This window comes from Paenibacillus sp. DS2015, from assembly GCF_050433705.1.
GTDB lineage: Bacteria > Bacillota > Bacilli > Paenibacillales > Paenibacillaceae > Paenibacillus_AQ.
In genome coordinates this window covers 1-13,073 of the sequence record NZ_JBNPWS010000019.1, presented here as the reverse complement: position 1 = coordinate 13,073, position 13,073 = coordinate 1, and the positions used below count along the sequence as shown (strand labels likewise).

Annotated in this window: 10 protein-coding genes; 2 read left to right on the top strand and 8 right to left on the bottom strand. The window is 42.3% G+C overall.

Annotated features, from left to right (window positions below):
- Positions 1 to 324 precede the first annotated feature (324 nt).
- A complete protein-coding gene (locus tag J2T13_RS16380) occupies positions 325 to 1,242 on the bottom strand; it encodes a LysR substrate-binding domain-containing protein (protein ID WP_429373142.1) in 918 nt (305 codons plus the stop codon).
- A 278-nt stretch (positions 1,243 to 1,520) separates the two neighbouring features.
- On the opposite strand from J2T13_RS16380, the gene J2T13_RS16375 reads away from it, so the two are divergent.
- A complete protein-coding gene (locus J2T13_RS16375; protein ID WP_429373141.1) occupies positions 1,521 to 1,805 on the top strand; it encodes a hypothetical protein in 285 nt (94 codons plus the stop codon).
- A gap of 152 nt (positions 1,806 to 1,957) precedes the next feature.
- Here the strand turns inward: J2T13_RS16375 and J2T13_RS16370 are convergent, their stop codons facing one another.
- The 6 genes from J2T13_RS16370 to J2T13_RS16345 form a co-directional block, all read right to left on the bottom strand.
- Positions 1,958 to 2,230 (bottom strand): glutaredoxin family protein, encoded by a 273-nt coding sequence (locus tag J2T13_RS16370; RefSeq protein ID WP_429373139.1) that lies wholly within the window; start codon positions 2,228 to 2,230, stop codon positions 1,958 to 1,960.
- Between the two features lie 182 nt (positions 2,231 to 2,412).
- Positions 2,413 to 4,452 (bottom strand): dipeptide ABC transporter ATP-binding protein, encoded by a 2,040-nt coding sequence (locus J2T13_RS16365; protein ID WP_429373137.1) that lies wholly within the window; start codon positions 4,450 to 4,452, stop codon positions 2,413 to 2,415.
- 25 nt (positions 4,453 to 4,477) lie between these two features.
- Positions 4,478 to 5,371, bottom strand: coding sequence for an ABC transporter permease (locus tag J2T13_RS16360; RefSeq protein WP_429373135.1), 894 nt, complete (start codon positions 5,369 to 5,371; stop codon positions 4,478 to 4,480).
- A gap of 219 nt (positions 5,372 to 5,590) precedes the next feature.
- Complete coding sequence (locus tag J2T13_RS16355) at positions 5,591 to 6,517, bottom strand: ABC transporter permease (RefSeq protein WP_429373133.1); 927 nt, start codon at positions 6,515 to 6,517, stop codon at positions 5,591 to 5,593.
- Between the two features lie 19 nt (positions 6,518 to 6,536).
- The gene (locus J2T13_RS16350) at positions 6,537 to 8,207 is read right to left on the bottom strand and encodes an ABC transporter substrate-binding protein (RefSeq protein ID WP_429373131.1); all 1,671 of its coding nucleotides are present in this window, start codon (positions 8,205 to 8,207) and stop codon (positions 6,537 to 6,539) included.
- A 61-nt stretch (positions 8,208 to 8,268) separates the two neighbouring features.
- Positions 8,269 to 9,603, bottom strand: coding sequence for an LLM class flavin-dependent oxidoreductase (locus J2T13_RS16345; RefSeq protein ID WP_429373129.1), 1,335 nt, complete (start codon positions 9,601 to 9,603; stop codon positions 8,269 to 8,271).
- 886 nt (positions 9,604 to 10,489) lie between these two features.
- On the opposite strand from J2T13_RS16345, the gene ald reads away from it, so the two are divergent.
- Positions 10,490 to 11,617 carry an alanine dehydrogenase gene (ald, locus tag J2T13_RS16340; protein ID WP_429373127.1) on the top strand — a complete coding sequence of 376 codons (1,128 nt, stop codon included), beginning with the start codon at positions 10,490 to 10,492 and terminating at the stop codon, positions 11,615 to 11,617.
- A 290-nt stretch (positions 11,618 to 11,907) separates the two neighbouring features.
- Here ald and J2T13_RS16335 read toward each other — a convergent pair whose 3' ends face one another.
- Positions 11,908 to 12,858, bottom strand: a complete 951-nt coding sequence (locus J2T13_RS16335; RefSeq protein WP_429373125.1) for a 1,4-dihydroxy-2-naphthoate polyprenyltransferase — start codon at positions 12,856 to 12,858, stop codon at positions 11,908 to 11,910.
- Positions 12,859 to 13,073 lie beyond the last annotated feature (215 nt).

Sequence of the window (13,073 nt, the reverse complement as noted above, 5' to 3'; positions counted from 1 at the left end):
GTGGTCTTGTTTTAGTTGGTGAATATTTCAATAGCTCACGTACAACACTGACTAATATGAAAGAAGATCCAGAAGAAAAATATTATATAATACGACTCATTTATTAGACGGACACAGATAACATATAGTTGCTGTGAGGCTCATGACCCGCTCGTTATTAGACCTTGCTATAACTGAATTTGAGGATCGAAGGGTCAGACATTTTGTGAATATGCCTTGCTTCCAGATCTCCAAATTCAGCCGAGTTGGACCATGAGAGCCGATCACATTTCCGTTGAACAAATGCCTAAAGGCAAGCTTTTCTTTTCACCTTGTCAACATCATTTACACATGTAGCTTTCTCTCTAAGTCTGTGCTATCGCCACCTGATCCTATTTCCTTGCCCATTTGGAGAAACTTATTATAGATGTCGGTATTTTCCCCATGAAGCGTAATCAGATTGGTCTGCAAAGAAATATTAGACACTTCACGAAAATGGATCGGGAAGAGCTTCTGTTCGGCCATCTCCTCACTCACACACCGACTCGGCAGAAAGCAAATGCCCATCTTATTAAGAACTAGTTTCTTAGCTGTCTCTAAATTATCTGTCATAAACTCAATATTAGGAGGGTGATCTAAATTCTCAAATACGCGATGTAGCTGCATCCAATCGAGTGCACCACATTCAAAAAATATTAGAGCTTCCTGTTTAATATCCTCGATCGTCACCTGCTCATCACCAATAAATGGATGTCCTTCGTAAACGTATAATGTAATAGGATCTGTATAGAGCTTAACGGATTGAAGGTTAGGATGAGTTATATTCCTCACAAATCCAATATCTAGTTCCTTGTTAAGCGTCTTATTCACAATATCATCCGTAACTCCTACACTAAGCTTAAAAATAATATCTGGATATAATAGCTTTATACGTGGTAGCAGGTTAGGGATTACATAGTTAGATACTGAAATGGTGCAGCCAATTCGTAATTCATTGGGAAGCGCTTTTTGCTTTTGAAGCAGCATTTTACCCTTTTGGTACGTTTGGAGAATCTGCTGTGCATAGGGCAAGAATTGTTTTCCCTTGTCTGTTAATTGAACCTGTCTTCCACACCGGTCAAATAACTTGCAATCCAACTCACGTTCAAGGGATTGTATCCGAGCAGATACCGAAGGCTGAGATAGAAATAACATATCTGCTGCTTTATTGAAACTTCCGTAGTGAATAACATACACAAAGGCCTCCAAATTCTCAATATTCATCTAATCCCTCCTCCATATGTTGTGCTGAACGATATATTAAATATACTTTTCCTATAAATTAAGTCGGTATTATTGCCGTTATCTTAATGCAACCCTTCTTCGATGTCAATCTAAATTTACCATTAACGGATTTAAATAGTATATAAAGCGCCATATTCGCAACATTATTGGGGTTGTTATCGTTATGTAGACAATGTAGGAATACGATGTCAATAGGAAACTCTCCATCTCCGCATATCGGAAGAGAAACAAATCAATCTAATAAAGGGGGTAGAAAGTTGAACCTTAGATTCCTTGTGACATGTCTACTAATAACCATAGCTTTAATAAGCGGATGCCAAGATTCTTCAATTTCTATAATTTCAAAGGAACAAGCCATAACATCCGTAAGAGCTCAACATGAACAGAACAATACTTTTGGTAAGATCAATGTCCTATCGGTCACACAAAAGCATGATGAATATGAAGTAAAGTGGGATCGTAAGAGTAATTGTGAAAGCGGAACGGATTATGTAAATGTTAACGATGGTAAGATAACTCACGGGGTGCAACAAATATGTTAAATATTACGGGGATTAGCAACAAAATATCCCTATTTTATTACCACAAATCAACATTGACATTAAACAAAGCAAAGTCAAAAAGGCTCCTACCCTTCCTCAGTATGAGAAAGAATAAGGAGAGGAGCCTTCACGTGTGAATATTCATCTTGTCTTCATACAACCGTTCTTAGCGACCGCTCGAGAGCAGCTTGCAGATGATCTAATCCTAATTCCACAACCCCTTCAAATTTGCCATCTCTACCGATCTCAACGACTGGAACATGGCGAATCCCATACTTCACCTCTAGTACATCGCGTAAATTATCATTCGCACCTACATCAATATTCTCATAGCTATAATGGTTAGCTTCCAAGTAAGACTTCACTTCAGCACAATAATGACAGCCCGGCTTGCTCCATACCACGATCTTAGGATTAGTTGACATGTTTATAATTCCTCCTTAAAGTTTTACGAAGTAAAACTAGCTTCGTAAGCATTTTCTTAGTTTTACGAAGTAAAACTAGCTTCGTAAGCATTTTCTTAAAGTTTTACGAAGTAAAACTAGCTTCGTAAGCATTTTCTTAAAGTTTTACGAAGTAAAATCAGCTCACTGAACTTACACTACCCTCAAAAGGCCGGGAAATGACAAGCTGCAAAATGGTCCTTGCCCACTTGCTTCAACACAGGCTGTTCCTCTCGGCACCTAACCGTTGCTGCGGGACAGCGTGTATGAAAATGGCAACCTGATGGCGGATTTGCCGGTGAAGGTATTTCACCTTGGATGACAACAGCCTCTCTTTGGCGAGTAGGATCAGGGATTGGAATAGATGCGATGAGCGCCTTCGTATAGTGGTGAGCAGGGTGTAGAAATAACTCTTCACTCGGTGCAATCTCAACTAACTTCCCTAAATACATCACACCAATCCGATCCGATATATGCCTTACAATATTAAGCCCATGTGCAATGAACAGATAGGTCAGATCTAACCTGTGTTGTAAGTCCTGCATTAGGTTCACAATCTGAGATTGTACGGACACATCGAGTGCCGAGACCGCTTCATCTGCAAGAATAAACTCGGGATGAAGGGCAATTGCCCTTGCGATCCCGATACGTTGTCTTTGTCCACCTGAGAATTCATGTGGGTAGCGATCAATCCAGCTACGATCTAAGCCTACAATGTTCAGAAGCTCCTCTACACGCAATCGCCTCTCTTTTGTATTCAAATTCTCATGTACCGCTAAAGGCTCACCAATAATGTCACCCACATTCCAGCGCGGATCGACCGAACCATATGGATCTTGAAATATCATCTGCATATCCTTACGAGCATCTCGTAATTGGTTCGTACTCAACTTCCCTAAGTCACGACCTTGATATAACACTTTGCCCGATGTTGCTTGCTCAAGCTGTAGAATGACACGACCTAAAGTAGATTTACCACTACCAGATTCACCAACAAGTCCAAAAGTCTCTCCCTTCCGCAAATGAAGAGATACGTTATCTACAGCCCGAATAACCGTCCTGTTCCGTGCGAAGACGCCCTTATGGATCGGATAAAATTTACTTAATCCTTCGATTTCGAATAAAGGTCCCTTATCTAAGTTCTGGTCTAACTCGGCCGAAGATTTCTGCTCGGTTACCGTTGGACTTGGATGCTGTGACTTGACTGTTGCATGTCTCCATTCGTCGGATTGTACCAGTTCCTCAGCATACCAACAGGCTACCCATCGGTCATTCACCTCTAATAGGGGTGGACTATCCTTGGCACACCGATCTCTGGCATACGGACAGCGTGGATGAAACCGGCAACCTGTCGGTAAATCAGTTAGGTTAGGAATCGCTCCCTCAATGGAATACAACGTGTTCGAACGATCACTATCCATCGTTGTTATCGATTGAAGTAAACCTTGTGTATACGGATGATGTGGCTGTTTGAACAATTGATAGACATTTGCATTCTCCAGGACTTGCCCTGCATACATCACAATAATGCGGTCAGCTACCTCGGCTGCGATCCCCATATCATGTGTAATTAACAGAATGGACATGTTGAACTCTTCCTTCAATTCTTGCAGTAACTGTAGAATCTGGGCCTGGATAGTCACATCTAAAGCCGTCGTGGGTTCATCCGCAATCAGAAGTTCGGGACCACATGCCAGAGCCATTGCGATCATGGCCCGCTGTAACATGCCCCCAGATAACTCGTTAGGATACTGCTTCATACGGATCTCTGGCTCAGGTATTCCAACTCGTTGCAATAAGTGAACCGCACGATCCCATGCTTTGTTCCGCCCCCCTTGCTGGTGATTGATGATCACCTCGATAATTTGACTACCTATTGTAAAAACAGGGTCAAAAGCAGACATGGGCTCCTGAAAAATCATCGCCATTTTGTTCCCTCGAAGAGAACGAAGCTCTTTCTGCGATAGCGGAACTACATCAACACCGTTCAGCTTAATAGCTCCCTCAGATATGATGCCATTCTCGTAGTCTATCAATCTCATAACCGATTTAGAGGTAATGGTCTTGCCACTTCCCGATTCTCCAACAAGGCAGACGGTCTCACCTGCTTGAATGGTCAGAGATACATCCGTGATTGCTCTTAGTAATCCCTTTTTGGTATTGAAATCCACGGATAAATGTTGAATATCCAGCAGTTGTGTCAAGTAAAGCACCTCCTCTGCATGGCTTTTATGCTGTAAGTTTCTTCGGATCTAATACATCTCGAACATGATCTCCAATAATATTTACTGAAATAACGAACAACGTGATGGCGAGTCCCGGGAAAGTACACATCCACCAAGCCACCGTTAAGTAACCTCTTCCTTGGGACAGTAACGTTCCCCAATCTGGAATTTCCTTGATGATGCCAAGTCCGAGAAAGCTAAGACCTGATCCCATCAGAATAGAAGAGCCAATCCCTAGAGTAGCCATAACTAAAAGAGGTGACAGTGAATTAGGAAGCACATGTTTCCATAATATTTGTATACTTGAGCTACCGATTGATCGTGAGGCCATGATGAACGGTCGATTCTTGATACTCATCATTTGTCCTCTCATCACTCTTGCATATCCGGGAACGGCGGATATGGCGACAGCTAGAATAATATTAAACAAGCTTGGGCCCAGTGAGGCTGCAATGGCAAGGGCTAGAAGAATTCCTGGAATCGTCATCAGAACATCGATAAGTCGCATGAGTATAATATCCACAACCCCACCCACATAACCTGATATAATTCCAATCAATCCTCCCGCAAGTCCGCCCACGAGCACAGAAGCAAAGCCGATGAACAACGAATCTCGACTACCATACACAACCACACTAAAGATGTCTCTTCCGAAATAGTCTGTGCCGAACAGATGAGCGAAGCTTGGTGCCTGCAATAGTTGGTCTGTTAGCATTTCAGTAGGCAAGTACGGAGCAATCCAGCTGGGCACAATCGCACAGACAACGATGAACGCCACCACTAACACGGCCACCACCACGAATAGCTCAGATACAGTAAGCCGCTTCTGTGAAAAAGAAGTCGATAAGCCCAGCCTCTTTCTCTGCCAGACAACTTTTGATGAAATGGCTTCTTTCATGGAAAAACCTCCTAAAAGTTTTGCGTAGCAAAACTATCTTCGTAAGCATAGGCTTAAGTTTTGCGAAGCAAAACTGTCTTCGTAAGCGATACTTTAAAGTTTTGCGAAGCAAAACTGTCATCGTAAGCATGAACTTAAGTTTTGAGGAGCTTCTCTTCCTGACTTACTTCGTCTCAAAACTTGCTTCGTAAGCATGAACATAAGTTTTGCGCAGCAGTCTTAATATGAACGTCTCACCCTTGGATCAATGAAAGAATATGAAATATCCACGAGCAGATTGACGATTACGTAAATGATGGCCGAGAAGAAGATAACTCCTTGTACTACAGGTAAATCCTTGGCCATAATTGCATCCGCAATAATCCGGCCTATTCCTTGCCTAGAAAACACCGTTTCGATAACGACTGCACCTGCCAACATCTCCCCGATGAGCATACCCATCATCGTGATGGCTGGAATAAGCGCATTACGGAGCGCATGTTGATACATAATGGCTTTTTCCGATAATCCCTTGGACCGTAAAGTCACAATGAACTGCTCATTGATCACTTCAAGCATGCTATTCCGAACCATACGGACGATGAATCCAGCTCCAACAATACCTAACGTTAGTGCGGGAAGGACTACGGTCTTCCATCCATCTGAACCCATCGCCGGAAACCAGCCTAACTGAATCGAGAAGATGAGAATAAGCAGAATCCCCGTCCAAAAAGTCGGCATCGAGATCCCAAACAAACCTACAATTCTAGCTACAATATCGACCCAACGATTGCGATGTATCGCAGATAAGACCCCAAGTAACACACCTACAATAACCGCTATAATGGAACTAGCCACGGTTAGCAACAATGTAGCCGGGAAATGCTTCAATATTTTGGGCAGAACAGGCTCTGAATTGATAATCGAATTTCCAAATTCGCCCTGAATAATCTTATTAAAATAGGTAGCGAACTGAACATAGAAGGGCTGGTCTAATCCAAGCTGATGACGTAAACTCGCAATCATTTCTGGAGTAGCCATAGAAGGATCAATCATACTAAGAACCGGATCACCGGGTAGCAAGTAAAGGATACAGAAAACCAGAATCAGCGATCCAAATATGACGAACAAGGAAGTAAAGAACCTTACGATCATGGGCTTCACCATATCCTCTACCTCCTCTTAGTTATTGCTTAATCGAAACATCATTAAATAGTGGGTAACCTAGGGTATCGAACTTCAGACCTTCTACAGACTCCGCTGCCGCAACCGTATAAGGAAATACATAGATGGGGAGTACAACAGCATTATCGATAATGTAATGTTGTACTTTGGTATAAATTTCAAGACGCTTCGTGGGATCTGCCTCAACCGCGCCTTGCTCTAACAGCTTATCAAGCTCCGGATCTGCAAGACCGGGTAACGTTAGTTGGTCAGCATTAGGATCAATAGAATGATAGATGGAATATAGCGCATTCGGGTCAGAGTTCACTTGGCTATTGCCGTACAGATCATAAGCCCCGTTTGTGTATATTACAGTGCCAACATCCTTCGTGATCTCTACATCTACATCAATGCCGATGGGTTTCAACTGCTGCTGGATAATCGCAGCGATATCATTTCTTTTCTCACGGTTAGGTGAGCCATCCACATAATGGAGCGTCAACTTTTTGCCATCTTTTTCGCGAATGCCATCTGCTCCTCGAACCCAACCCGTCTCATCGAGCAGTTGATTGGCTTTATCCGGATCTGGCTTCACTGCATTCTCAAGGGACTCGTCGTAACCGAAGATACCCGGCGATAGTGGTGACCAAGCTCGCTCATACGTTCCTAAATACAAGGTCTTCACAATGACATCAATATCAACGGCAAGTTGTACAGCCTGTCTAACTTTCACTTCATTCCATGGCGCCCGTCTCTCGTTAAAAAAGAGGGTGTACGGTAAGCCTACCGTATTGGCTTGTAGTAATTGAAAATTAGGATCACTCTTAAGTGAGAGGATATTCTGTGGAGGTACCGTTTCGGCCGCTAGCACCTGTCCACTCTGTACACTCCCGATTCGAGTAGCTTCTTCTGGTACGATTTTGAATACGATTGTATCTAAATGCGCTGCACCTTGGTTATCTACACTCGCAGGAGCCCATGAGTAATCGGGATTTCTCTCGACGCTAATCTCTGCATTCTCATCCCATTTCACGAATTTAAAAGGACCTGAACCTACAGGATGCTTCCCAAATTGATCCCCATCTTTCTTGGCCGCCGTGGGAGAGACGATACCAAGCAATGCTTGGCTGAGATTTCCTAAAAAGGCTTCAGAAGGCGTCTCCAGATTCAATTTAACGGTATACTCGTCAATCACTTCCGAAGAAGTATAGGGTTTAAGTAAGGCTACTGAATTATTTGCCTTCGTCGCCGGATCGATAATACGATCGAAATTATATTTAACAGCCTCAGCATTCAAAGGTGTCCCATCCTGGAATTTCACATCTTCACGAAGCTTGAACGTATAACTCTTCTTATCAGGAGAAATAGACCACTCTGTAGCAAGCCACGGTCCAATCGTATGATCTGGCAACTGAACAACGAGACTATCATAGATCGTTCTTATGACTCTAACGGCTACTGCATATCCACTTCTATGTGGATCAAGGGTGTCTGGCGAAGTTGCCAGTGCAAAGCTCAATTCTCCACCTTTACTTAGCTCCCCACTTGTTCCCGAGGTATCTTGTGCCTTTGTTTCTTTTCCCACGGCATCAGCACTATTTGTGTTTCCCGCTCCACAGCCTGTTATCACCATAATCAGAGCTGCGAATAGCGCAATGTGCTTTATTCTACCTAACGAAATTTGTAACATCATTTCTTTCCCCCTATTCCATTAGTCTCTTTTGTTATTGCTGCTGTAACTCTATCTATACTGACTAAGCTTCCGTAGCTACCTTCTTCTGTACGTAACGATTCTCTGGAACTGCCAACCCTAAATTGCCGCGCAATGTATCTGCTTCGTACTCTGTACGATAAATTCCACGCTCCTGTAGAATAGGAACGACTAGCTCAACGAAATCATTTAATCCATTGGGACCATTGGAACTAATAATAAATCCATCGGCTGCTTCTTCCTCAAACCACTGCTGAACAAGGTCTGCTATTCTTTCAGGAGTACCTATGAAATTGCCTCTAGGGGTTAAGGAACCTAACGCAACCTGACGAAGCGTTAAATTGTTCTCCTTAGCATCTTGTTTGATCTTGTCGGTACCACTACGGAAGCTATTACTTCCTAAGTCCCCTAGTTCCGGGAACGGTTCATCCAGCGGATATTGTGAGAAATCATGATGTTCAAAGAAACGTCCCAAATAATCAAGTGCATTCTCTATCGTAACTAGACTCGCCACTTCCTGATATTTACGTTCTGCTTCTTCTTCCGTCCGGCCCACAATAGGCCCAATACCAGGGAATATAAGAACTTCATCGGGAGAGCGCCCATGGGCTACAGCTCTTCTTTTGACATCTGCATAAAAAGCTTTAGCTTCCTCTATCGTTCCATGACCTGTAAATACGGCATCTGCCCCTTTTCCTGCTAACTCCTTCCCATCCTCCGAAGACCCTGCTTGAAAAATGACCGGTTGCCCCTGCTTGGAGCGAGCAATGTTCAAAGGCCCTTGGACAGAGAAGAATTCTCCCTTATGGTTCAACGTATGCAGCTTCTCAGGATCGAAGAAAACACCCGATTCTTTGTCACGAACGAAGGCATCATCTTCCCATGAATCCCACAACCCTCTCGTCACTTCCAGATACTCCTCGGCAATCTTATAACGCTCGGGATGAGAGGGATGATCCTCTCTACTGAAATTTTTGGCTGATCCTTCAAGCGGTGAAGTTACGAGATTCCACCCTGCACGCCCCCCACTAATATGATCAATAGAAGAGAATTGTCGAGCAACGGTGAAAGGTTCACTGTAAGATGTCGAGAGCGTACCCACCAGACCAATATTCGTTGTAGCCGCTGCCAGCGCAGATAATATTGTGATCGGTTCGAAGCGATTTAGGAAATGAGGAATAGACTTCTCTGTAATATACAGACCATCGGCAATGAAGACGAGATCGAACTTTCCTTCCTCCGCTGTCAATGCCTGCTCTTTGTAAAATTTGAAGTTCACACTAGCATCGGAGAGAACATCTGGATGTTTCCAAGCTGCTGGGTTGCCGCCCACGCCGTGAATGATTGCTCCGAGCTTTAATTTTTTTTGTCTAGCCATGTTTATTCCTCCTAAAAGTTTTTGAGCGTTACTTCCTGAATTGCTTCGAAAAAACTAGCACCGGAAGCATACGCTTTTTAAAGCATCATCTTCCTGATTCACTTCGAAAAAAATAACCTCGAAAGCATACGCTTAGTTTTTGAGCTCAACACCAATATCAGTGCTTGACAAATGTATCGAGTTGATTGATGACGCTACGCTGATGGATTGTCCAACCGAATCGCTGTTGCCCCTAAATTTCCTTGAATCTACCGCTCTTTGCGGTGAAAATTTAGGAGCAAAGCGTATGCTTCCGATGTAGCTTTCCAAAGGAAAGCTTTAGGCGAACGCTACGCTTCTCCAAGACAATTCCAGTATCGAAGCTACGATCAGCACAGACTTCTGTTTTCTGCAAGCACTGATCATGATTTAGAGCCAGTTTTTAGCGTTACTTCCTGATTTACTTCGAGAAAACTCATAGCGAATGATGCCATTTTGAGTTTTATGGATATTTCATAATTCCGATAAGTTAAGTATGAATTTGCTTGGTAATACTTTATCACGGACCCCATCCATCGTCTAATAACCTTTTTCTATTTAAAAATAGAACAAAGCTATACCCACAAACATGAAAAAACCCTCTCCCCGGATCATTGCCTCATACGGGAGGAAGGTTAGAAAACATAACTAAACTTACAGTGAATAATCACACAACTTGCTATCCACTATATACATATAATAGATTAGAGATAATCGAATGGAACATTAGTCGCAATAGAGTGTTAAATAATGTTACATTATAAACATTCTGTCTTCTTTTTTTATTACATTTCTAGACATTCCGTATGATGATTAAATATTAACTTACTTGTACACTTTAACTATAAAACACACGAGGTGATTGGTTATGAGAATCGGAATTCCAAAAGAAATTAAAAACAATGAAAATCGCGTCGCTATCACACCTGCGGGAGTAGCAGAATTCCTTCAACACGGACATACCGTATATATTGAACAACTTGCAGGTGCTGAGAGTGGATTTCCTGACCATGAATATATAGATGCAGGAGCGAACATTGTAGAACAAGCTCAAGATGTATGGAATCAATCCGATATGATCATGAAAGTTAAAGAACCACTATCTAGCGAATATGTATACTTCCGTAAGGGGCTTATTCTATTCACTTATTTACATCTAGCCGCTGAACCCGCTCTAGCCAAAGCACTAGTAGATACAGGAGTAACGGCAATTGCGTATGAAACGGTTACTGTCAATGGAACTTTACCTCTACTTATACCTATGAGTGAAGTAGCTGGACGGATGTCAGCACAGATCGGGGCTCAACTACTAGAGAAACCTCAAGGGGGCAAAGGTATACTTCTATCTGGAGTCCCTGGCGTTGCCCGTGGTAAGGTCGCCATTATTGGTGGTGGGGTCGTTGGAACCCATGCAGCTAAGGCCGCTATCGGATTAGGTGCAGATGTTACACTTCTTGATCTAAGTGTAGGGCGGTTGCGGCAATTAGATGATATCTTCGGAAATCAATTAAAGACCTTAGTCTCTAATCCATCGAATATCGCCAAGGCCGTCTCTGAAGCAGACTTACTCATAGGGGCTGTTCTTATTCCCGGCGCAAAGGCACCTAAACTTGTCTCTGAACAAGTGGTACAATCGATGAAACTAGGCTCCGTCATCGTAGATGTAGCGATCGACCAAGGTGGAATTGTCGAGACGATCGACCATATCACAACTCATGATCATCCTACGTATGTAAAGCATGGTGTGGTTCACTATGCAGTAGCTAATATGCCTGGCGCTGTACCACAAACATCAACCATCGCCTTAACAAATGCTACGATACCTTTTGCGCTAGAACTTGCTAATCATGAGATTCAGGAAGTGATTCGGAGTAACCCCGCGATTCACAGTGGCGCGAATGTCGTCAATGGCTATATTACTTTTGAAGCGGTAGCCCGTGATCTAGGTTATGAATATGTTCCTGCTGACAAAGCGTTCGATAGAATACCCATCTAAGCAACGCTGATTAAATAACAGCACAAATAAACGGCTCTAATTCGTAATGAACTAGCCGATAAAGTATTCGATGCTGATGATCATAGCTTCCATAATGCAATTGTCCAAGAAGCGTAGCGTCCACCTAAAAATTCACTTCTGAAAAGCTACTTTCTAATCTTATGCTTTGCCCCTAAACTCCCACCGTAATTAGCGGTATCTTCATTAAATATAAATTTTAGGGGCAACAGCGATTTCTTCAGACATTCTTTCCACGTACCGATCATGTTTCTTGAACTTCCTCTACTAGACTACCCTGCCATCAATGCTGCTATTCCAAAGGCTATAATTCGAGACATGTTCATAATAAGGAAATTACGCACAGCCAAACCGAACGTATCTTTCTTAGTCTGTGTGAACATAAAGGCGTTTATATTCTTCTTCACAGGAATCAAGGTGAGGAGAATAAGTGCGATAATGATAGGATTCACCTTCAAGAACGCCAGGACAATCAAATCTAGAAATGATGCATAATAGATGCAACGAAATAAAATTAAAGCATACGGTTTTCCAATATATACGGGTAGGGTGTATCTTTTATTCTCTATATCTTCATCCATGTCACATATATTGTTAGCTAACATAATGTTTGCAATACATAAAACGGCAGGTATGGAGATGAGAAAGATGAGTAATACTTCAACGATATTGAGTTGAACCATAAGATGTTGCTGATCGAAGGCTAGAGACACTAGTTGATCATCCCCGACATGGATGTAGGTCGAAATAAAGATGATCACCAAACCCATGAATAGACCTGAGAATATTTCACCTAATGGCATTCTTGAAATGGGGATCGGACCAAATGAATATAATATACCTACTAGAAAGGACAATCCACCCAATAGAAATAGTAGGAGGCCTGTATGAAACACGAGGACAATGCCTGCACCTGTCGCCACTAGGAATAGGAGAATGATAACCGTAACTACGGTTCTCTCTTTGAGGTTATCTTTCACAATGACGTTGTGAATTTGATAACCGTAACCTTCTTTTATTCTAGCTTTTTTGAAATCATAATAATTATTCATGACCGTTGTGAACATATCAAAACTAAGTAAAGAAATCAGCATCAGGACGAAATGAAATACATTAAACTCGTGGAATCGAAAGATCGCATAGACCGATCCTATGAGAAACGGAATCATGCTCGCCACTTTTGTCCTCATTTCCACTAATTGTAGATACCCTCTGAATGTCATACTCCATCATCCTTATTCAACATTTACTTTAAATAATGATATATAATTTTTGAGCTTTATGTAGAGACAAATATCACTCTCACAAGAAAAAATGAAGGACCTGATTCTCTAAGATATAGATGTGAACATCAATTGTAAAATACCTAATATCAGCAGTTGAAAATTCCCCATAATTAGCCGACATACTCTCCGAGGGGAGAGAAATATATGGTCAA